At 33.1% G+C, this 22570-nt stretch carries 23 protein-coding genes and 1 pseudogene; 10 read left to right on the forward strand and 14 right to left on the reverse strand.

Annotation, left to right across the window (positions count from 1 at the left end; all coding sequences use genetic code 11):
• Positions 1-83 precede the first annotated feature (83 nt).
• Entirely contained in the window at positions 84-791 is a 708-nt protein-coding gene (locus tag A5880_RS06995) for a helix-turn-helix domain-containing protein (RefSeq protein ID WP_086330933.1), read from the reverse strand.
• A 213-nt stretch (positions 792-1004) separates the two neighbouring features.
• On the opposite strand from A5880_RS06995, the gene A5880_RS07000 reads away from it, so the two are divergent.
• Positions 1005-2507, forward strand: a complete 1503-nt coding sequence (locus A5880_RS07000) for a helix-turn-helix domain-containing protein (RefSeq protein WP_086330932.1) — start codon at positions 1005-1007, stop codon at positions 2505-2507.
• A gap of 20 nt (positions 2508-2527) precedes the next feature.
• Here A5880_RS07000 and A5880_RS07005 read toward each other — a convergent pair whose 3' ends face one another.
• On the reverse strand, positions 2528-4018 hold the full coding sequence (locus tag A5880_RS07005) for a helix-turn-helix domain-containing protein (protein WP_179190445.1): 1491 nt from the start codon (positions 4016-4018) through the stop codon (positions 2528-2530).
• A 597-nt stretch (positions 4019-4615) separates the two neighbouring features.
• On the opposite strand from A5880_RS07005, the gene A5880_RS07010 reads away from it, so the two are divergent.
• The gene (locus A5880_RS07010) at positions 4616-5599 is read left to right on the forward strand and encodes a tRNA dihydrouridine synthase (protein ID WP_086330930.1); all 984 of its coding nucleotides are present in this window, start codon (positions 4616-4618) and stop codon (positions 5597-5599) included.
• Positions 5600-6046: 447 nt separating this feature from the next.
• On the opposite strand, the gene A5880_RS07015 is transcribed toward A5880_RS07010, so the two are convergent.
• From A5880_RS07015 to A5880_RS07035, 5 genes are all read right to left on the reverse strand, one after another.
• Positions 6047-6868: a histidine phosphatase family protein gene (locus A5880_RS07015; RefSeq protein WP_086330928.1), complete on the reverse strand. Its 822-nt coding sequence runs from the start codon at positions 6866-6868 to the stop codon at positions 6047-6049.
• A gap of 287 nt (positions 6869-7155) precedes the next feature.
• Positions 7156-7659: a PfkB family carbohydrate kinase gene (locus A5880_RS07020; RefSeq protein WP_336577021.1), complete on the reverse strand. Its 504-nt coding sequence runs from the start codon at positions 7657-7659 to the stop codon at positions 7156-7158.
• The gene (locus A5880_RS07025; RefSeq protein WP_336577023.1) at positions 7656-8054 is read right to left on the reverse strand and encodes a PfkB family carbohydrate kinase; all 399 of its coding nucleotides are present in this window, start codon (positions 8052-8054) and stop codon (positions 7656-7658) included. The genes A5880_RS07020 and A5880_RS07025 overlap by 4 nt, the downstream gene beginning before the upstream one ends.
• A gap of 15 nt (positions 8055-8069) precedes the next feature.
• Positions 8070-9257 carry an MFS transporter gene (locus A5880_RS07030; protein WP_086330926.1) on the reverse strand — a complete coding sequence of 396 codons (1188 nt, stop codon included), beginning with the start codon at positions 9255-9257 and terminating at the stop codon, positions 8070-8072.
• Between the two features lie 50 nt (positions 9258-9307).
• Positions 9308-10252: a nucleoside hydrolase gene (locus tag A5880_RS07035; protein WP_179190444.1), complete on the reverse strand. Its 945-nt coding sequence runs from the start codon at positions 10250-10252 to the stop codon at positions 9308-9310.
• A gap of 157 nt (positions 10253-10409) precedes the next feature.
• On the opposite strand from A5880_RS07035, the gene A5880_RS07040 reads away from it, so the two are divergent.
• Both A5880_RS07040 and A5880_RS07045 read left to right on the forward strand, forming a co-directional pair.
• Positions 10410-11084: a cyclic nucleotide-binding domain-containing protein gene (locus tag A5880_RS07040; protein WP_086330924.1), complete on the forward strand. Its 675-nt coding sequence runs from the start codon at positions 10410-10412 to the stop codon at positions 11082-11084.
• Positions 11085-11193: 109 nt separating this feature from the next.
• Positions 11194-12000 (forward strand): hypothetical protein, encoded by an 807-nt coding sequence (locus tag A5880_RS07045; protein WP_086330923.1) that lies wholly within the window; start codon positions 11194-11196, stop codon positions 11998-12000.
• An 82-nt stretch (positions 12001-12082) separates the two neighbouring features.
• Here A5880_RS07045 and yqeK read toward each other — a convergent pair whose 3' ends face one another.
• Positions 12083-12652, reverse strand: coding sequence for a bis(5'-nucleosyl)-tetraphosphatase (symmetrical) YqeK (gene yqeK / locus A5880_RS07050; protein WP_419469609.1), 570 nt, complete (start codon positions 12650-12652; stop codon positions 12083-12085).
• 180 nt (positions 12653-12832) lie between these two features.
• Here yqeK and A5880_RS07055 point away from each other — a divergent pair.
• Positions 12833-13598 (forward strand): annotated as a pseudogene (locus tag A5880_RS07055) (tRNA-dihydrouridine synthase).
• A 170-nt stretch (positions 13599-13768) separates the two neighbouring features.
• Here A5880_RS07055 and A5880_RS07060 read toward each other — a convergent pair.
• The 5 genes from A5880_RS07060 to A5880_RS07080 all read right to left on the reverse strand — a co-directional run bounded on the left by A5880_RS07060 (position 13769) and on the right by A5880_RS07080 (position 18658).
• Positions 13769-14470 (reverse strand): DUF6287 domain-containing protein, encoded by a 702-nt coding sequence (locus A5880_RS07060; RefSeq protein ID WP_179190443.1) that lies wholly within the window; start codon positions 14468-14470, stop codon positions 13769-13771.
• A gap of 751 nt (positions 14471-15221) precedes the next feature.
• The gene (locus tag A5880_RS07065) at positions 15222-16679 is read right to left on the reverse strand and encodes an ATP-binding protein (RefSeq protein ID WP_086330921.1); all 1458 of its coding nucleotides are present in this window, start codon (positions 16677-16679) and stop codon (positions 15222-15224) included.
• Positions 16680-16789: 110 nt separating this feature from the next.
• On the reverse strand, positions 16790-16993 hold the full coding sequence (locus tag A5880_RS07070) for a hypothetical protein (RefSeq protein WP_336577024.1): 204 nt from the start codon (positions 16991-16993) through the stop codon (positions 16790-16792).
• A gap of 38 nt (positions 16994-17031) precedes the next feature.
• A complete protein-coding gene (locus tag A5880_RS07075) occupies positions 17032-18084 on the reverse strand; it encodes a hypothetical protein (protein ID WP_336577025.1) in 1053 nt (350 codons plus the stop codon).
• 259 nt (positions 18085-18343) lie between these two features.
• Positions 18344-18658 (reverse strand): helix-turn-helix domain-containing protein, encoded by a 315-nt coding sequence (locus A5880_RS07080; RefSeq protein WP_086330920.1) that lies wholly within the window; start codon positions 18656-18658, stop codon positions 18344-18346.
• 167 nt (positions 18659-18825) lie between these two features.
• On the opposite strand from A5880_RS07080, the gene A5880_RS07085 reads away from it, so the two are divergent.
• The gene (locus A5880_RS07085; RefSeq protein ID WP_179190442.1) at positions 18826-19197 is read left to right on the forward strand and encodes a hypothetical protein; all 372 of its coding nucleotides are present in this window, start codon (positions 18826-18828) and stop codon (positions 19195-19197) included.
• A gap of 176 nt (positions 19198-19373) precedes the next feature.
• On the opposite strand, the gene A5880_RS07090 is transcribed toward A5880_RS07085, so the two are convergent.
• Positions 19374-20204 carry a helix-turn-helix domain-containing protein gene (locus A5880_RS07090; RefSeq protein WP_086330919.1) on the reverse strand — a complete coding sequence of 277 codons (831 nt, stop codon included), beginning with the start codon at positions 20202-20204 and terminating at the stop codon, positions 19374-19376.
• Positions 20205-20373: 169 nt separating this feature from the next.
• Here A5880_RS07090 and A5880_RS07095 point away from each other — a divergent pair, with 169 nt between their 5' ends.
• The 4 genes from A5880_RS07095 to A5880_RS07110 all read left to right on the forward strand — a co-directional run bounded on the left by A5880_RS07095 (position 20374) and on the right by A5880_RS07110 (position 22512).
• On the forward strand, positions 20374-20703 hold the full coding sequence (locus tag A5880_RS07095; protein WP_086330918.1) for a hypothetical protein: 330 nt from the start codon (positions 20374-20376) through the stop codon (positions 20701-20703).
• The gene (locus tag A5880_RS07100; protein ID WP_086330917.1) at positions 20703-21212 is read left to right on the forward strand and encodes a hypothetical protein; all 510 of its coding nucleotides are present in this window, start codon (positions 20703-20705) and stop codon (positions 21210-21212) included. Before A5880_RS07095 ends, A5880_RS07100 begins: the two co-directional genes overlap by 1 nt.
• A 426-nt stretch (positions 21213-21638) precedes the next feature.
• Positions 21639-22238 (forward strand): rolling circle replication-associated protein, encoded by a 600-nt coding sequence (locus A5880_RS16195; RefSeq protein ID WP_473700993.1) that lies wholly within the window; start codon positions 21639-21641, stop codon positions 22236-22238.
• Positions 22231-22512, forward strand: coding sequence for a MerR family transcriptional regulator (locus tag A5880_RS07110; RefSeq protein WP_086330915.1), 282 nt, complete (start codon positions 22231-22233; stop codon positions 22510-22512). Before A5880_RS16195 ends, A5880_RS07110 begins: the two co-directional genes overlap by 8 nt.
• Positions 22513-22570 lie beyond the last annotated feature (58 nt).

Here is a 22570-nt window from a genome sequence, read left to right on the forward strand (position 1 = left end):
TCTTCCTTTTCTTTTAGGAGTACCTTTTCTTAACTATAAGAAAACACTTTAATTTGCTTGATTTTTTCTAATCATCCTACATGTTATTTTCTCTCCACTAACATATACCCTTTAGAATGAACCGTTTTAATATAGCCTATTTCATCTGTATATTTCTCTATTTTTTTTCTTAAATGAAAAATAAGATTTGCTATACGATACTTTTGATTGCCTACTTCATCACCATAAATTTTTTTGTGTATTTCCTCGTAAGAAAATGTTGTCTTCGGTTTCTCTGCTAAAATATGAATCAATTTAAATTCTAACCTGGTCAAAGGAACTTCGTCCCCTTCGCCAACTACTATACTTAAATTCCCTTCTTTTAAGCGAAGTAATGTTTGTCCATATTTCTTTTCATTTTGATGTTGCTTTAAAGATAAATTTTGTTGCTGTTTGATTAATGTGTTCTCAATACTTAGTCCCACTTCATCCGTTTCTTGATATTGCTCATTAAATACCGAATCTACTCCAAGTTGAAGATAAATGATTTTGCCCGTTCCTTGTTGAATCGTTGAAACAATCCAGATATGACACGCCGCTTGTTCCTTTATAGATAAAATTGCTGTACAAATTCTAGCCACATCATTTAATTCATTTTCAAAGATAACAACTGCCTGCAATTTATCACATTCATTTTCAATTCTGATATTTTCTCCTGACAGTTCAACTAGTTTATTTTCCTTAGCTAATCTCTCTATGTACAACTTATTACTATGATTTTCACTAAATTGTAAAACACCTATGTATAACATTTTCTATCCTTCCTTCTTCTGTTCTAACCGTTGAGTAGAATTTTTTGTTTCTCAATAATTGTGAGGTATACTATTATTAAGAAATATTCACATCAAATTAATATAAATTCAGTATAAAACATTTTTTTTGTTTTTTTTTTCAAAAAAATCACCTATGAATGTCTTTTCTGAAAATATTTTGTTGTTACAATATATCGTGCAGGAGGTATTTATATGCAAGAGTTATTTATGAAAAAAAATGAACAGCTGCGCTTTGAGTTGCTAAAATTACTTATTTATTCAAAAAAAGGATTGTCAACGAACGAAGTTTCACAAAAATTAAACATTCCAAACCACTCTTTCTATATCTATCGCTCACAGTTAGAAGAGGATTTGGCTGTTGTTTTTAAAGAAAATTCTGTTATTTTAGAAAAAAAAGAAACGTATTATTCGATTACGTCTTCTCTAAACATTAGCTACATCATAGATACAATGAGGCTTTACTATATAAAAATTTCTCAAACGTTTTCTATATTAAATGCTTTATCCTACCGTTACTATGACAGTGCGGAAGAATTGTCTCAAAATTTAAATTTGAGTCTTTCTCACACATACAAAATTTTAGGTTTTTTTAATCAACTATTGGAACCTTTCGATATATCTATAAATTTTTCATCTAAAAAGAAACAATCAAATATAATAGGAAATGAAAAAAATAGACGCTTAGTTATGTTTTATGTTTATTGGAGTGTTTATAAAGGTGTAGAATGGCCTTTTAAATTTTCGCCAACTTTTCTACAAGAACTTCCTGCACCAATTGATTCACAGTTACTTTCTCCATCACAAAAAATGCGATTAAACTATTTTCAAGTGATTACCTATTGGCATCTCTCCTATAAATTAGAACTTATTTCTTTACCGAAAGATTTTTTACCTTATTTGGAAGTTTTCCAAAAAGTATCCCCCACATCATTTGCGGACAGTATAAAAGAGTCCTTACGTAAACGGCATGTATCTGATCAACACATTTACGAAGAAGAACTCTTTTTTGGTTTTTTAGCTCGTTTTTTTATTTCTAATATTGACTCTCCAACTAACAAAATACGTATTGCCACTATGTTTATTGATTCTTCTCTTCCAATTACTACATTTACATCTAAATTTTTAAACGACTTTTTAAAAAAATATAATGTTAGTCTAACTCAAGAGAATTATGCAGCTAGTTATTATTTAATCATTTTCCATTTATTCTATGTAAAATTCTTTACTATAGATAGCCCATTTTCAGAAATTAGTGATGATGCTCCCTTCACGGCTGAATCATCAGATGGACTGTTTAAAATACATGAGACTGAGTTAGCAAAATTTATCCATAACAATTGGAATAGTGAACTATTTCCTCCTATATCCACTATTCCATCTTTAGTCACATACTTGGCTAAACTACTTTATTTAGTTTTAATCACTTCAAATAAGCATCGTCCTTTGAATGTACTTATTCAACATTCAAAAACAATTTATGGGTATGATTTGATTAAAAACAAACTTCTTATTTTTTTCAAAGATACTACCCTTAGAATCACTTTTGATATAAATGAAGCAGATATAATTATCTCAGATTCTTTTGAAAAAAATAATGATACACCGTTTTTTTATTTCGAGCATCCAGAAGATACTGAAGCCTGGAAAAACTTGATATCTTTTATCAGTCAAGAACTTTATTCACTTTTAAGATGAATAATAGTTTCTTATGTATTTTAAAAATCCCTCGTTTCTTTACTATGTTTTTCTAGTATCTTTCGCTCTATATTTTCTACCAAAAAATCAAAATCTGATAACCTATTAATATAAACCTGCTCTACTTGCTTATCAGCAACTACTATATTTGTATCTGTAATGATAAGATCCGGATTTAACTCTAGTCGATCTATACATTTTACTTTACTGCCAAAAAAGCAATTGATTTTTTGTTTTAGCAGATTGCTCATAGCAACATTTGCATCTTGAACAAAAATTTTAATAGACTGAGATTCTGAATTTTTTAATTCAACAAATAATGCATAAATGGAAAAATATATGTAATCAATCAACGATGTCTCTGTAATATATTTAGGAATTTGGTTAAAAAATTCACTATACTGTGTTGTTTTTAAGTGCTGAAAAATACGTATCGTTTTTTCTCTTATTGTTTTTTCAAAGTGATCCATATTCGTATATACTCTTTCATCATAAACAAAATCAAAATTTTTAGGGTCAATAAAACACGTTTTTACAATCAGATGATATAAATCAATCTCTTGCCTAATCCTTAAATATAGATATTTATCCGTTATTCCTTCAAAAAAAGCATCTATAATTTCTCTGACAAAAATATTGCTATGTGTTACAAATGAAAAATGGTCAATTGAAAAAAAAGTTTCATACGCATCTACTTCTAACGAATCATTAAAAATTTTTTCCTTATAAAGAATAAACAAGGTTGCACTTGCTTCTGACCACACCTGTTCATTTGTCTTATTTTTACTTTTTGAGAAATAATCAAATAAGAGTTGTAAATTAGAAGAATTTGTCCGTTTTTTTGATAGTTCTATTAATTTTTTATTATTTACAAAATTTCGCTGTTTTGAACGAATAATACTAATATACGTAATTAAATTAATATGATACCTTTGAACTGAACTTTTATTTTCCCAATCAACAACTCTTTGAGAAAAGTAATCATTTAATTCGTGAAACTCTTGCGGTCTAAATAACCATGTATTTGATGCTTTAGAAAAAAATTGAAAATAAAAGTTTCTTATTCGTAATTCCTCCCCAATAATTTTATTTTCCCTAGATAAATTTAATCCACAACCTTGAAGAATTTCTTTTAGTTTTTTTCTACGTCTTGAAAAAGTCGCTTGACTTATGTACTCAGCCTCACAAAACTTACTGACATCAATTTTTTCATATAAAAATATTTGTTCAATGATTTTATACATTATTGATTGCAGTAAATACTTACGTCCTATTGCATTTATATCTATATTAGTAGCATAAACATTTTTAATTGTATTATTCGTATAGTTAACTTTAAATACATCTTTCTCCAACTCTTGTTCAAATTGTTTGACTATCATTGATACTGTTCTTGGCACTACTTCCGTTTTATTAACTATATCTTTAATACTTACTTCTTGTTTACTACTGTTGATTATACTAAGTATCTTCATCCTTCTGTCATAAATATCATCTAAAAATAATCTCATTTCCATTCACCTTCTTTAGTATTTCCATTTTCCAAACATACTATATTAAATATATACATTTGCATTTTAAATGAATTTCTTTTTTCTCACCTTAAGAATACTTTTTTGAAAACTTACTTATCATGATACATCGTTTCATTATTTAAAAATCCTATTTTTTTTAATTTTTTTCTAAAAAAATAATAAACCACTCTATAAAACTCATAAAAAATGAATTCCAGACGTTAGATCTTAAAACTAAAAAAAAATTCAGATCATCTAAAATCTTCTGATATTAATCCTTTTCTGAGCTTTAGAGGAATCATCTAAAAGGCGATAAACGGTGAATTTCTCAAAGCTAAACACTCTCTTCCCAACCTCATCTCTCTCACAAAGACACAGTAATAATACGTTTCTAGACAATCATAAAGCACAAAAAAATTTCTTTATTGACTCTTTTTTAACCATTTTCATCCTATCATGGAATTCTAAAAGATACGTAAAATACCTAAAGTATATACATTACAAAATCCTCCCTTTGATTCTTTCTACTATTATTAGTATAATGAGTATGATTTTTTAGAACGTACTAGAGAGTAACAGACTGGAGATTATCTAATGACAACTAATTTTTGGGCAGAATTACCGAAGCCTTTTTTTATTTTAGCACCCATGGAAGACGTGACAGATGTAGTCTTTCGCCATGTTGTGAAAGAAGCTGGCGCACCTGATGTTTTTTTCACGGAATTTACCAATTCAGACAGCTATTGTCATCCCGATGGAAAAGAAAGCGTGCAAGGTCGTTTAGTTTTTACGGAAGATGAACAGCCTATGGTAGCTCATATCTGGGGAGACAAACCAGAATTTTTTAAAGAAATGAGCATTGGTCTAGCTGAAATGGGATTTAAAGGCGTGGATATCAACATGGGCTGTCCTGTGCCTAATGTCGCTGGTCGAGGAAAAGGCAGCGGACTTATTCTACATCCAGATGTAGCAGCCGAATTAATCGATGCAGCAAAAGCTGGTGGCTTACCTGTTAGCGTGAAAACACGTATTGGGTATGCAGAAATCGCAGAAATGGAAGACTGGATTACTCATCTATTGAAACAAGATATTGCCAATTTATCTGTACATTTGCGAACACGAAATGAGATGAGTAAAGTAGATGCTCATTGGGATTTAATTCCTCAAATTATGGAAATTCGTGACCGAATAGCCCCTCAAACACTTATTACAATTAATGGTGATATCCCTGATCGGCAAATAGGTCTACAGCTTGCTGAACAATATGGTGTGGATGGCATTATGATTGGTCGAGGTATTTTCAAAAACCCTTATGCATTTGAAAAAGAACCGAAAGAGCATTCGCCTCAAGAGTTACTTGGCTTATTGGAGCTGCAGCTTGATTTACAAGATCATTATGCTAAAATCGTTCCGCGCTCAATTGTTGGTTTACATCGTTTCTTTAAGATTTATGTGAAGGGATTCCCCGGTGCTAGTGATTTGCGGGTGAAATTGATGGGAACAAAATCGACGGATGAGGTTCGTGAGATTTTAAGAGAATTTTATAAAGAAAAAACCAGTGAGTCTTCAACAGATTGAGTTTGTTAAATAGTTTTTTAGGCGCTCTCTAGAAAGGCTCTTTGTCAACTAATGTTGGTGAAGGAAATCCAAAGAATTAAATCGATTATAAGGTTTCTTTGATAAGATTTGTACAGGACATCCTGATTTCCCCTTTTGATTGGTTTTCGTCGACTTAATTCTAAAGGATATCAGGGTGTCTTTTCTATTATTTTGCTTTAAAAAAGATGCCGGCGATTTCTCACCAACATCAGAAAGTATAGAGCTATTTTTATTAACTGGAAATAAAGCAACTATAAGAAAAAAATACAATAAATTCTTTTCCCCCCTCTCACTTACTCGATTAAAAATAAAAATTCAACGAAAAATAAAGAAACCAAATTAAGAATTTATCTCATAATAAAAATTAAGCCATCGAAAACACTCGCACGATTTACAACTGTCCTTCAATGGCTTGATTTTCAATTCTTATTCCTTTTTTTGGCCTTTTTCAAAATAACTGACGTCCCCGATAGACAATACGTTTAATTGTCCATCTTTGTAAACAATTTTCGTTACACTTGCATTTTTTAAAGGTTTGCCTTCATATTCTGAAGATAGCTTTGATAGCATGATATTGATTGCCATGCCATGGCTGACAACTAAGACATTTCCTCCACCTTTTTGACTTTGCTCTTTTGCAATAGCCAAAAGTTCAGCTTCCATTCTTTTTTCTACTGATTCAGCATTCTCCGCTAATTTATACGTGTCCATCGCTTGATAAGTATCTGCCAGCTTATTCCAATACATTTTTCCAGCACTCGCTTGAAATTCTTTGCCTGTTTCAAAACCATTATGTGCAGCTAATTCTGGTGTGATTTTATCAATAAATTCACCTTCGTAACCACCATAATTTGGTTCTCGTAGTTGCTTATTTTGCTGGATTTCAAGTTTTTTTTGATCCGTGTTTGCTAACACAATAGTTGCCGTATCAAATGCACGCTTTAAGTCACTTGAGTACGCTGCAGAAAATGTAATCTTCTCCTGTGCTAATCCTTTACCTAAATCAGCAGCAACCTTCTCCCCTTCTTCAGTCAACGGCGTATCTGACCAACCTTGTACCTTGTTCATTATATTGAACATCGTCTCTCCATGACGTGTCAAATAAATAGTCACATCTTCTGTTTTTTGCGCTTGCTCCGATTCACTCTTCCCTTGCTGTTCATTGCTGTTACACCCACTAAGCAAACCAAACATCAGAACGATTGCTACAAAAATTGACAGTTTCTTCCCATATCTCCTGCTTTTCAATTTAAACACCCTCCTTCTAAACTGTATAACACTGACTAGCCTTCTACGCTTTTATTTTATCCAGCTTTACAAGGCTAGTCCTTCGGAAAAAAGAGAATAGCCTGCTGTGGCAAAGAACGCCACCTTCGGATCTTCCTATTTTTCTGTCAGGACCAAACGAGCCTTCTACGCTTTTATTTTATCCAGCTTTACAAGGCTAGTCCTTCGGAAAAAAGAGAATAGCCTGCTGTGGCAAAGAACGCCACCTTCGGATCTTCCTATTTTTCTGTCAGGACCAAACGAGCCTTCTACGCTTTTATTTTATCTAGTTGTTTTTGTGTTGGCATTCCAGTTTGTGCACCGATTTTTGTCGTTGACAATGAGGCTCCGATACTTGCTAATCGGATTGCTTCTTGATAATCCGTTTTTCTGCTCAACAAAGCTGCTAAAATACCATTAAACGTGTCTCCTGCACCTGTTGTATCAAGTACTTCGATCTTACATGCTGGAATTGTTATCACTTCGTCATTCCAAACATAAGAAACGCCTTGCGCTCCTCTTGTCACTATTAATTTTGTTTGATGTTTTTTCGACCATGCCAACATTTCGGTTTCTAATTCTGTTTCATCAACCCCATGACCAATCAGTCCTTCAAATTCTGTTTCATTAGGTGTAATGATATCAATTACGTCTAGATGGCGAACAATTCTATCATCAAATGGTGCTGGATTTAAAATTGTAACTGCGCCTTTTTCTTTCGCTATACGTAATCCCTTCCCTACTGTTTCCAATGGGATTTCTAATTGTGTCAAAAAATATCCTCTTTTTGTAAACAATCAGCTAAAGTCGATATGTCTTCAAACAACATATTAGCACCTGGTAACACGACAATTGAATTATCACCATTGATTCTAAAGATCGAGGCAACTCCTGTAAAAATATTCTCTTCTACTGAAATATGAGCCGTATTGATTTTTTCATTTTCAAGATGACGGAGCGCTTTTTCACCAAATGTATCATCTCCAACCTTCCCAAACAATTCGACCTTAGCACCTATCCTAGACACTGCCACTGCTTGATTCGCACCTTTTCCACCCATAAAATAGTCAATGGCATTTCCTAAAATCGTCTCACCTATTCGAGGTAATTTTTGCGTCTCCATGACCATATCTACATTGATACTTCCCAAAACGACTACTTTGTTCACGTTGTTTCCTCCAAGCTATTCTTTGATTACATTTTTTGCTGCTGTTCTTGAAAAAATGAACACACCGACTCCCACACTTATAATAATCATTGCATAGACCAAGAAAGAAGTCGTTAAATTGTCATTGATTAATCCGATCCAATTCAACACAACGGGTGCTCCTGAAGCGCCAATGTTACACCCGACTAAAACAACAGCCATTCCTGTATTTAACATTTCTTTAGATAAATTTTCAGATAGATTATTGAAAACACACGTAATACAAATTGTAACTGAAAAACCACAAAGAAAAGCACCTAAAGCGATCGTTATAATATTACTTGTCAACGCAATAACCACAAGTCCAAGACCTAATATTAAAAGGTTCACCGTCAATAATTGATTTTTCAGCCAGGACATCAGCTTACCAAAAGTCAGACCTGCCAAGAACCCTGTAAACATCATCATGCTTAACACTCTACTCGCTTCTATGCTTGTTCCAATCCCTGTTTCTACAATATAACTTGGAAGTCTCAACGCATTGGATACGTTTACACAAATAAGCAACCCAATAAACACTGCATTCATTAGAACGAAACCTTTTTGCTCAGTTGTCATTTTTTTAGCCACTGCATTTGCTTCAGCTGCATCTTCTTGTACTGAGTCGTCTGTCGACCGCTGTTCAGAAGGAACAAATAGCAAATACATGATTAAAATAAAGAACGCTAGTGCATAAACATAGAATGGATATTTCCATCCAAAAGCTAACAACTGGCCAGCAACAAGTGTCATAACTGTTTGACCGATCGTCTCAGCCGAAACCCGAAATCCAAGTAATGTTGCTCTTTCCCCGCCAGACCAACGTTCCCCTATAATACTAATAGCTCTTGTATTGATTAAACCAAAACCAATTCCTAAAAACACACGTGAAACAAGAATACTGTTATATGAAGTAAGCACTGTCGGCAAAATACCTGCCCCTCCTGCAATCAGTAAACCTACAATGATCGTGACACGTTCACTTAATATTTTCGACAGCAAAGGACTAAGGGCAACCATGATAATCATCGGAAAAGCCGGGATAGAAACCAAAAACTCTATCGAAGATCGAGAATAGCCGTCAAATTGTTGAATCAGCGCTGGAATGCTCCCAGAAACGGCCAACATAGATGTAAGAATGAGAGACAATGATAATATTGCAATTTTTTCCATTTTATCTTTCATGAGTTTACTCCTTTTAAAAAATTATTTAAAAAAATGAACCATAACAGAACCTATTTCAGTATTTCATGAACCGTTTGCGTGAATTTCTTAATAAATAAATCCCCTTCAACATCAACACAAACTTGAGCACTTTTCTCTTTTTGGTTCAACAATCTCATATTAGCTGTTGTACGTCCGATAGAAGGGCCTTTTGTTTCTACAGTTAAGTTAATTGGCAAACTAGCTGTAATAATCGCTGGATTAATTGCTACTTCAACAGCTAATGGATCATGTAACGCGCCTCCAACAATTTCTTCTTCTTCATATTCATTTGTATAATAATACGTTGCCATTTCTGTAATTGCACGACTAGCAGCTGTATCCACTTCTGTCCATGAGGCAATGTCTGATCCTTCAATCATTGTTTTTAGCGTAACATCTAGCCCTACCAATACAAGAGGAATTCCGCTTTCCAAGACATACTTTGCAGCATCCGGATCATTATAAATATTCGCTTCTGCAAATTGGCTGATATTTCCAGGTACCGTCAGCGCACTGCCCATTACTACGATTTTCCCGATTTTTTCGATTGCTGCTCGATCTTTCTTGATTGCTTCAGCTAAATTAGTCATAGGACCAGTCGCAACTAAGACCAATTCCTCGTTATGAGTAACTGCAGCGTCAATCAAGAAATCAACTGCTGTTATCGTACTTTTTTGACCTTTTGGTTCATCCAACACTACATTACCAATACCGTTTAGTCCGTGAATTCGATGCAAATGATCCGTTGTCATAAACGAAGTGGCTGTACTTGGATGTGCCGCCCCTTCAAAAACAGGAACGTCACTTCTGCCAAGAAGTTCCAAAATACTCAATGAATTTTTGACTGCTTTATCAATTGTTACGTTTCCAAAAGCTGTCGTAATTCCAATCAAATCAATCTCAGGTCGACCAAGAGCATACGCAATCGCCAATGCATCATCAATTCCAGTGTCCAAATCCAATATCATTTTCATTTTTCTTCCTCCAACTTTCTTTTGCATTTTTCCAAAAGCATTCCCTTAAAAAATGTACTAATATTCGTTTTGTAAGGGCTTTATTTCTTTGGTTGAATTCAGTATAATAAACAAATATCAAACAAGCTATGACATTTGTCACACAGGGGGAAAAGAAATGAAAATTATTGACGATCTGGATTTGTTGGTAGCAAAAATAACAGAACATCATTTAGATAGCTATATCCAAAAACGCCATTATCCACAGATTCTTTTAAGTACCTTACAAGAAGGTGAATCTTTGTATAAACAAGATGAATTTGCAGAATATTTCTGTATCATGCTTAGTGGTAAAATTCGTGTTTATCGAACATTGAGCAATGGCAAAGAAGCTATTTTAAATGTGATTACAGGATTTAGAATATTAGGCGAAATTGAACTTATTTACAACAACCCTTCTTTAAATTCAATCGAATTTCTTGAGCCTAGTAGTTGCCTATTGATTCCGATGAACTACTGCCGTGATGAGCTTTTAAATGATACTAATTTTGTCAAAAAAGTCGCTTATAATTTAGCAATGACCCTTCATGCAGTTGAAACCAATACATCAATCAACATGTCTTTCACACTTGAAAATAGAGTTGCCAGCTACATTCTGGCATCGGAAAAAGATGGCAGCTTTGAACTTGACCTAAGTACGTTACCTGAACTAATTGGAACAACGTATCGCCATCTTTTACGTGTCATTAAAAAATTTCAAGAAGAAGGACTGATTAAGAAAAAAGGAGATCGCTATCTTCTACTCCAAAAATCTGTTCTATCAAATAAAATCAGCGATTTATACTCACTTTAATACCCAATTAGCTAAAAAATCATAAATTCCGTTAGATATCCTGCAAGATTTATTTCCAGTTTCATGATAAAATCTAGACGATTACTTCAATTTACAAAAGGAGCCCAACATGGAAATCAAACTAGACGTACTAATCACCGAAAATACAACAACGATTCACCTTAATAACCATCAAAGCACTATTACTTTATCTAACACTACTAATCAAGAAGGTCTATCGGAACAAGGCTCCATTTATCTTTTACTCATGGACACAACTCTTGTTGCAATTGGAAAAACAGAAACAAAGGCGTCCTATGAGAATATAGAATTTAACAAAGTGATCACCATCACTCCTCCATGGGATATTGAACTTAACTATTTAGAACAACTATTCATTGCAGAGGCTACAGAAAATGGTATCACGCTTGCTGAAAGTTCTCAAAAAGAGACAAAGATTCCCATAAACTATGAAAAAAACATCACCAACTATAAAAACGAAGTATTACTAGTTCTCAAAACATTTGGCTACTCATTGACCTCGGAGGAAAAACCTAAAAAGACCAACGCCAAACCCGCTAAAGCTCGTCATAAATGGACAAAAGAAGTCAGTCAAATCGAATTCTTTATTGATACCAGAGAGAGCAAAGCGACTGCCCTTTGGCACAAACGAAATGAAATGCTTCTAAAAGCAGGAGCAACCTTGATGAAAAAACCACCATTAAATAAAGACGGTTCCCTAGGTTTCTCCGCAAAAATGGGAGAAAGAATCCGACAGGACCATAAAGACCAGATAAAAAATTTCGTTACAACTGAAGATATTATTTTAAAAAGTGTTAATGAAGTGGGGTTATTTTTATATTTTGGCGGGACGAATAGTTGGCTGGAATTAGTAGATGCCAACGGTAAAACGTTGAATGAATGGACCGTTGTTTAGTAGTAAGGATGCTTATTTTTAAAAGGAATGCTCCATACAAAAAACTGTATAACGTTTTTTGCAGGAGGCATTCCTTATTCATTTACTTCTTTCGTTTACTTTTCAATTCAATGTAGGCTTCCTTTAACCACGGATGAATCACTTTTATATCATGATTCAGCAAATAATCAATATAATAATAGGCAGCCTCTTCTAAAGAACTATCCAACGCTTTTAGAAGTCCGCTAAGATATGGCGGCTCTCCTCGTTGATCCCACTTTATTTTATCGGCAATAAACACAACTAAATCGAGTTCCGAATACTGTTCTTTCAACGTTGTATGGCATTCAATAGCAGATAGTATCATTGGATCATCCACCTTAAATTCATTCAAAGCTATTTCCTTTGAAATTTTCTGATGAATAATCAATGGAAACTCTATTTCTTCTTTGCACAAAGTGATCCCCATTGCATTTGCTACATCAATTCTCTGATCATTTGGATAAATAGCAGAAATATCGTGCAAATAACCAGCAATCTGAGCTTTAGTAGGATCATCCAAAAAAAGCTTCCCTAATTCATAGGCATAATCCCCTACAGAAACACAATGATAATAAGTCTCTAAACAATCATGATACACAAGAAATTTTTTTATTGACTCTTTTTCAACCATTTTTATCCTATGCTCCCCTCTCATCCACTTTATCCTATCACGAAATGCCCAAAATAATCTACAGCATACATAACGCATACCTCCGACAAACTCTTCCCTTTGATTCTTTCTACTATTAGTTAGTATAATGAGTATGATTTTTTAGAATGGACTAGAGAGTAACAGACTGGAGATTATCTAATGACAACTAATTTTTGGGCAGAATTACCGAAGCCTTTTCTATTTTAGCACCAATGGAAGATGTGACAGATGTAGTCTTTCGCCATGTTGTGAAAGAAGCTGACGCGTCAGATGTTTTTTTCACGGAATTTACCAATTCAGATAGCTATTGTCATCCCGATCGAAAAGAAAACGTGCAAGGTCGGTTCGTTTTTACTGAAGATGAGCAGCCGAATTAATCGATGCAGCAAAAGCTGGCGGCTTACCAGTTAGCGTGAAAACGCGTATTGGGTATGCAGAAATGGAAGACTGGATTACTCATCTATTGAAACAAGATATTGCCAATTTATCGATTCATTTACGGACACGAATGAGATGAGTAAAGTAGATGCTCATTGGGATTTAATTCCTCAAATTGTGGAAATCCGCGACCGAATAGCCCCCTAAACACTTATTACAATTAGCTGAACAATATGATGTGAATGGCATTATGATTGGTCGAGGTATTTTTAAAAACCCTTATGCATTTGAAAAAGAGCCAAAAGAGCATTCGCCTCCAAAGTTACTTGGCTTATTGGAGATGCAGCTTGATTTACAAGATCATTATGCTAAAATCGTTCCGCGCTCAATTGTTGGTTTACATCGTTTCTTTAAGATTTATGTGAAGGGATTCCCCGGTGCTAGTGATTTACGGGTGAAATTAATGAGGACGAAATCGACGGATGAGGTTCGTGAGATTCTGAGAGAATTTTATAAAGAAAGAGCCAGTGAGTCTTCAACAGATTGAGTTTATTAAATAGTTTTTTAGGCGCTCTCTAGAAATAGGGGCGCTTTTTAGTATGCATTTTTCATGGTTTTCGATACGGAGCACATAAAAAAGTACCCACTTTTTGCAGGTACTTCATACAGGTATTACAGTATTTCTTTATGGGTACATAGTAATTTGTCACTTTTGGCTTACTCTATTTTATAATACACATAGTCTGCACGAACAGCCGTACCAGTGTTTTGAGTACCTACAGCGACAATTTTATCTTTGCTGATATCACCTTCGAGTAAGTCTCCCATTATCCCTTTTGGTAAAAACGATACATAAATTGCTGCACTAGGTAGATTACTTTTTAGGGCAATGAAACCTTGGTTTTCTTCAAGCGTTAATTGCTGTTCATAAGATTTAACTTTGTTATTTTCTCCCATATATGATACTAACTCAGGTGTCCCATCTGGTGAATTTAATGTGGGTATGTCTACGCTTAGTCCCATTATTTCCGCTGGTTGTTTCTGATTAGAAATGTCGGTAAATTTTATTGTATTGTTTTCCACAAATATCGTTTGACCTAAGCCATTTCCCCAAGCGCCATTGAGACTTGAATAATCTCCTTGTTGAATTTGTGATAGATTCATTTCTACAGGTGCTACTTCTGCTGTTGGCTCTTCTTTTACTTCTTCCTCTGATTTATCCGTTTCTTTTGTATTTTGAACGGTGCTTGATTGTTCAGTTGTTGATGCTTTGGTTTCTTTAGAGCTAGAAGTTACTTTAGTATTAGATAAAGAGCGATCCGTATTAGTGGTTGATTTAGCTGGTTTGTTACATCCGATTAATGCACCTGAAAGTACCATACACAAACTTAACAAAAGAGTTCTTTTCACTTTTTTCATAATTAATCCCCCATGTATTTCATAAGTCCTCGAACTATCCTTATAATTTCCATAGTAATATATATTACAAGTTGCGTCTACCTCTAAGAGATGTTTTGAATCTTACAGATGTAATATTTTTGAGAATTGGCTTTTAATAGATATTAATATGGTTCCAGGTTATTGGAAATAACAATTGTTTATTCTTATTTAATTGAAAATTAATTACTGTTAACAGAGTTTTTAGTGTTGGAATTATTCATTATTATTTAGAACAAAAAAAGACACTTTCCAAAACTGGAAAGTGCTTTGAAACATTGTAATTGAATGGTATCTTCCAATAATTAACGTTTTGAGAACTGTGAAGCTTTACGAGCTTTCTTAAGACCTGGTTGTGTGACAGAGATTTTGAAAGAGTTGAAAAACCCTTTATTAGCAACGAATTGAACAATATTCCAATAGTTACGGTTTTATTGAATTTCATCATATTTTAATATCTTCGTACCTCAAGACGTACCCAAAAATACACGTGAATCAGAACAAGACTATGCATGTTAAAATAACAATATATTAGCTTACATATTGGTTGGAAAATACATTGAAGAACAATACTGTTATACAATTTTTTGACATTTTAAATATTTCTTTACTTATAGATGAAGAAACATTGATCTAAAGTAACTTGCTTCTAATTTCCACTATTTTTATCATATTCTATAAATCATTTTTACAATAAACTATAGTTAAAAACTACTTTATTTAGATAAAATATTTAATAGGTATTATCATTTTTAAAAACATAGTATTGATTGGGATCAGTACGAGATGAGGCTATTTTTTCTATTGTCTCCTTAGCTTCTAAACTTTCTAAAATTTTTCTAGCAGTATTTGTACTATTTTTCATGTCCTTAGCCAGTTGAGCTGTTTTTATTTTTCCTTTATTATAAATAATAGATAAAGCTCGTTGTTCTCCTAAAGTTAATTCAGACCACTCAATTGATAACTTATCTTCAATATCTTCAGATTGCCGTAATTTTCTAATATAGATATTGTTTTTCAAAGTCAATTTAACAGTGTTATTTTTTTCTACATATATAGGATCGTCTAAAAAAAATGCTTCCATTTGGCTATAAATTCTATCCACACCTTCCCCAAACTCTCTTACCCACTTTAAATCATTCATAGTTCTGGCTATTACGGGATTTTTAGAAAAGTGAACTTCCCTGATATTTTTAGGTGTAACAATAGATGGAAACTTCCCTGGGCTTTGGATTTCTAATCGATCATCATACATCATAACTCTAATATCATCTCCCGATATATTATAAGATCGATGAATTGCTGCATTTACTAATCCTTCTATCCATGCTTCCTTAGGATATTCTGGAGCTTTTTCAAATTTTTTAGTACCTATATTAAGAAAATTAAACTCCCTTAATTGATTTTCAACGATATTTATTATTTTATATAAAATAGTCGGAAGAGGACCTTCTATCGTTTCATTTTTTATTACATTCATACGAGTTCCAGTCTGCGCTTCTGAACCTTCATAACGAATAAATCTCATTTTAGCATTCGGCAAAAATACATGTGGATACTTGCTAAATAATATTATTGATGCATTTGTAAGTACATATTCCTTGTTAGATAATCTCTTAGCTAAACCTCTAGAAAAAAGAAGATTCCATATATCATCTTTCTTATAATCATGAATTTCTTTAAAACGTTCTAATAAAGATTCATCTAAATCTTCCAACAAACATTCTGAATTTGTTTCGCTTTCAAAACTTCTTGAACCACGCTCATATTCCAAATCTTTTCTCTGTTCGTAGGATAACTCTTTAGTTTCATCACCTACTCTAGTAAAAACTTTATCTTTCATTGTTGAATATACCTTTTCATAACTAGGATCTACTTCTATCAATAATATTCTATCCTTATTACCATTTGATTTCGTTATCTCTCTAAATTCATGCCTTATAGGTAACACAGGTTTACAACAATCATATCCCACTTGAATAAGATCATTTATTTTAATTGAATCTAATTGATTAACTCCTTCTAAATTCCCGTCATCAATTCCCACAGCCACAATTCCACCATTAGTATTTGCAAATGCTACTAATGTCTCTGCCAATTTTTGCGCTTTAATTTTGCCCGATTTTCTATCAAAAAAAGCACTCTCTGACATTGTTCGTATCTTTTCTATATTGACTGTTTTTATATTCATAGTATCCTCCTAACACTTTCATGTCATCTCTTTTCATTTAACATTGTACTTTCTTTTTCTTGTTAACTCAACATTATAACTTTTTTAAATTTTACTATCACTAAATTTTTCTAACTTGCTACATTTTTTTCTTCTGAACTGCTTACTTTACTTCGCAACTTTTGTCCACACTTCTCAACTTTTTTACTTACACTTGCTACACTTTTTTCTTCTGAACTGCTTACTTTACTCCGCAACTTTTGTCCACACTTCTCAACTTTTTTACTTACACTTGCTACACTTTTTTCTTCTGAACTGCTTACTTTACTTCGCAACTTCTGTCCACACTTCTCAACTTTTTTACTTACACTTGCTACATTTTTTCTTCTGAACTGCTTACTTTACTCCGCAACTTTTGTCCACACTTCTCAACTTTTTTACTTACACTTGCTACACTTTTTTCTTCTGAACTGCTTACTTTACTTCGCAACTTTTGTCCACACTTCTCAACTTTTTTACTTACACTTGCTACATTTTTTTCTTCTGAACTGCTTACTTTACTTCGCAACTTCTGTCCACACTTCTCAACTTTTTTACTTACACTTGCTACATTTTTTTCTTCTGAACTGCTTACTTTACTTCGCAACTTTTGTCCACACTTCTCAACTTTTTTACTTACACTTGCTACATTTTTTTCTTCTGAACTGCTTACTTTACTTCGCAACTTCTGTCCACACTTCTCAACTTTTTTACTTACACTTGCTACATTTTTTTCTTCTGAACTGCTTACTTTACTTCGCAACTTCTGTCCACACTTCTCAACTTTTTTACTTACACTTGCTACACTTTTTTCTTCTGAACTGCTTACTTTACTCCGCAACTTTTGTCCACACTTCTCAACTTTTTTACTTACACTTGCTACATTTTTTTCTTCTGAACTGCTTACTTTACTTCGCAACTTCTGTCCACACTTCTCAACTTTTTTACTTACACTTGCTACATTTTTTTCTTCTGAACTGCTTACTTTACTTCGCAACTTCTGTCCACACTTCTCAACTTTTTTACTTACACTTGCTACATTTTTTTCTTCTGAACTGCTTACTTTACTTCGCAACTTCTGTCCACACTTCTCAACTTTTTTACTTACACTTGCTACACTTTTTTCTTCTGAACTGCTTACTTTACTCCGCAACTTTTGTCCACACTTCTCAACTTTTTTACTTACACTTGCTACATTTTTTTCTTCTGAACTGCTTACTTTACTTCGCAACTTCTGTCCACACTTCTCAACTTTTTTACTTACACTTGCTACATTTTTTTCTTCTGAACTGCTTACTTTACTTCGCAACTTCTGTCCACACTTCTCAACTTTTTTACTTACACTTGCTACACTTTTTTCTTCTGAACTGCTTACTTTACTTCGCAACTTCTGTCCACACTTCTCAACTTTTTTACTTACACTTGCTACACTTTTTTCTTCTGAACTGGTTAGATGAGAAAGACAATGACTAAAAGCAAGTTTCTTCTAGCCCACTCATTCGTAGTCGCAACGAATGCAAAAGAAAACCACTCTATTCGCCGTAGAGTGGTTTTTGTGCTTCATTAATAAAATAGTATCGTTTCGCACAATCATCATACCAAATATAAGATTAAAAATCAAATTTAGTATCACTTGATTATTTTTATTACAATGATTTCAGCATGGCTAAAATGCTTTCTAATTGTTCGCTTTCAAATTCTACTAACTTCTTATTAATTTCTTTTAGATAATAATCTTTTGTCTTTGTTTCATTAAGAAACTCATTTACCGGAACATCTAAATACTCACAAATAATATATAGCATTTGGATAGAAGGCGTTACACGTTTGTTTTCAATCGAATTTATGTAGTTATCACTTTGTCCAATCGCTAAACTCATCTCTCTTGCACTAACATTCTTTTTTAATCGAAAATAATTTAATTTTTTGGATATGAAATTTCGTAAATCTGATTCGTGCATATACCTCTCTCCTCTCACACATAATTCTACAACATAAAACACTAAATATACGAGTTTTAAAAATCTATTTCTCTTGAAATTGATTTTTAAAAAGTTTATAATTCAATTAAAGCACATTTTTAATGTGTATAACTTTTTACAATAACAACTCTAGGAGGAAAAATAAAATGAATAAAGAAACAAAAAAAGAAGTACTCATTACAAAAAACAACCACCCCATTAAGGAAATCACGTATCAGGATATGTATCAATTAAAAGATACATTTGACCAAATTTCTTCATGGAAAGAAGCTTTAGCTGTATTAAATAGTTTTTTTAATAACAGAGACGTCATGCCCTTCAATAAGAAAAAGATTACGAAAGAATTTCACGCTAGCTCTTATATTTTCAACGCCTTCTATCAAGATTTCTTAAACAATGCAACAATTTTAGAAAAACAAATTGAAGAGTTAAAAAACAGACCTAAGGTTAAAGTCGAAAAATCTTTTGCTATTTTGCTGGATTCTAAGGGGCGAGAATTGTACTTTTACAACGACTAGCTCATTGGTTTCTGCAAACGGTGGGCATGTTACGCTAAAAGCCTCTGAGAACTAGCCAAAGTATTGCTATTTTGTGAGTTCCTCGGGGTACAGACAAAACTATATGCCCAATAAAAGAAGTCAACAGCGTTTTGTGCTGTTGACTTCTTTTGTTGGGGTTTATCTCTAAAACGATTCTATCTCTTTAAATTTTGTATTTCCTTCTGAACTTCTTCACTGAACATTTTCAAACGGTTCTTTGGTGCTAATTCAACCTTATAAAGATCACTTACTTCACTGTATCTATAAACTTTAACAACTTCCTCTAGTTGCTCTTTATCAATTCCATAGTAGATAATTGTTGAATTATCTATTGTTAATCCAATCTCCTCAAAATTAGCAGTAAAAATATTATGCTCTCCTTTTTTCTCTAAAAATTCTGGAAAAGAGAAATACAATTTTTTATTTTTCTCGTTAGGGGCAAACGGTGTCACGTGCATTGTATTTTTTTCTACATCCGCATAAACATAATACATTGTGTCCAGCTGACTAAAGTTTTCACTCTGTTCTATAAAATCATTGCTATAACTTCCAGCATACAAATTAGGCAAGCCCAACACAGAAGTATAAACAAATTCCCCGACGCTTTTTCCGTATGTTCCATTGTCTATGAAATATTTAGCAACTGCCAACCACATCATATCATCATACTTACGTTTTTCTGGTGGAATTGTTTCAAAAATTTCTAAAAGAATACTGTTGCTAAGTCTCACACCAAAATTCTGTTCGATTAAATCATATAAATATTCATCAGCTTCACCATACAATACTTTTTCTGGCATTCTATTTCCTAATAAAGCAATCTTATCTAACTTTTCTTTTTTTGGGAGACTAACCCCTTTTTCCCAATTATTAACAGAACTTCTAGGAGAATCGCCAACTAATTGACCAAATTCATCCATACTATAACCTAAATTTGTCCTAATTTCTTTAATTCTTTCTCCAACTCTTTTTTTATTGGGCTTCATAATTCTTGTTCCTTTCAACTAATATGCTAAATTCATCATAACAGATTCCATAATTAGAGTAAAATACATTTGTACTATTTTTTGTACTAAAATATATTGACAAACTATCTAATCTTATTTTATACTACACTTGTACTAAAATTCGTACTAAAGAAAGAAGGAATGTAAAATGGCAGTAAAAATTAGTGATTTAGTTCTACCAGAAAGCAAATTAGAAAAAGAATACCAAGTAGTACAAGTAACAAGATGGCAAAAAGACGGTGAAGCACTGGGTTGGACATATGAATGTGTCTTACCAAAATTAAGATATGAAAAAGTCAGTGTGAAAGTTACAAGTGAATTTCCTGTTATTGCCCAAGAAGAGTTAGAAAAACAAGGGATGGTTTTAGTTGGGTTTGATGGATTAACTATCTCGGCTTGGGGTCGTGCAAATGGGCAATTTGTTAGTTACGGACTTTCTGCTACGGCAAAATCTGCAAAACTCGTTACTCAAAAATAATGGAAGAGCAATTTTTTACCGCCCATGAAGTCGTTCAACAAGTTCATGGGCTTCACTCTCTATCTACGTTAAATAAGTGGGCAAATTTCATTCAAAAAGAATGTGAGTATACTTTTCAATACGAGTATATCCCCTTTGCCAGTCATGGACGAAAAGGACAAACAAAACATCATCGGAAAACAAGAGTATTTTCTACAGAAGAAATTCAAAAACTTCAAGAAGTCGCTCATTTAATTCCGAAAATTGGACGTGATAAAGCTTTAAGACAATTATTTGATGTTCATAAGAAAGTTGATTTGATGAAACATCATGAACTCATTGACTTTATTACAGAGATTTTCAATGAAAAATTGAGAGAAAGAGATAAGGTTATCCATGCGTTAGTCAAACAGCATCATGACCTAGACAAACGAATCATTGATTTATCCCACAGAGTAAAACAGATAGAGAAAACTTCCGCACCTGATTCTGACAATACTTCCAGCGGGTGGTTTCGACGGAAGCGGTAGGGCAAGCAAGCCCAACACCGCTTTCCGATCGAAAACAACCACACGATGGACGTGTTGTCTGGAAGAAAGGCAACGCCTTTCTTCCCCTTTACTTGTTCTATAGGACAACATCTGGCGAAAATAAAGGCACGAGACTTAGTTTGTCATTCGCCACTCAATTTCTACTTTTAGGAGTGATAAAAACTGCATACGAGTTACAATCAGAAAATCATTGAAACTCCTACGTATATAGAAATTTGGGAATATGAGCAACCAATCTATTCAAAACGATCAAAAACAGAAGAAACGAAAAAAGAAAAACTTGAATGGCTAGAAGATAAAACAATACGAAAAAAATTCGATGAACTATCTGCACAAGGACAATATGACAGTTTAAAGAGAAAACAAAAACATTATAAAACCAAACGATTTGATATTGCACGATTAATTGACACAAACTTTGACAAACAAACGAAATTTCTAACATTAACCTTTAAAGAAAACATAGAAGACATTGACTATACAAATAGTGAGTTCAAAAAATTTATTAAACGATTAAATTACCAATTATATAAAACCAAGAAAGCTCACATTCGCTATTTAGCTACGTGGGAGAAGCAAAAACGCGGAGCTATCCATTATCACATTATTCTCTTTCACTTCCCTTACGTTCCTCATAAACAACTTTTGAGCATATGGGGACATGGTGCAGTTAGAATTAATAAAATTGATGTGGATAGTATCGAAAATCGAGGAAGATATATCAGTAAATATTTTGATAAAGAATTAGAGCTAAAGGAACATAAAAAGAAAGCTTTCTTCAAATCTCAAAATTTACGCCTTCCTAAAGAGACAAAGAAACGAACAGATACACCCTATAATGTTTCTAATCAAAAAGTATTAGTAACGAAAGAATACACAAAAAAGAAACCATTCTTTTTTAGAGAATGGAACTTATACGAAGTAACAGAACCAATACTTATGTTTGAAGAAAGCAAAGTTCGTTACACAAAAATCAAAAAAACTGGAGGAGATATTCATGAATGAACTCACTATTCTATTATCCGAACAACAACAGCTACATTTACAACAAACCATTCACCAATTATTAACAACCGAAGTTAACCAATTTAGAACAGAATTTGCTTTAAATACACGTTATATCAAAAAGAAACAACTCTGTAACTACCTCAATTTATCCAACAACACTTTAGATAAATTGATTGTAGAAGGATTACCCAAAATAAATATTCAAGGCGTTGTTCTATATGACAAAATAGAAGTTGATTGCTGGTTAAAAAAGTTTAGTCAGTCAGCTTGAAGCATGTTACACTCACTTTATAGTGGTCTTACATTCTGACGTGCAAGAAGGAAAGTAG

Origin of the sequence: Enterococcus sp. 4G2_DIV0659 (assembly GCF_002140715.2) — a bacterium.
Lineage (GTDB): Bacteria > Bacillota > Bacilli > Lactobacillales > Enterococcaceae > Enterococcus_L > Enterococcus_L mansonii.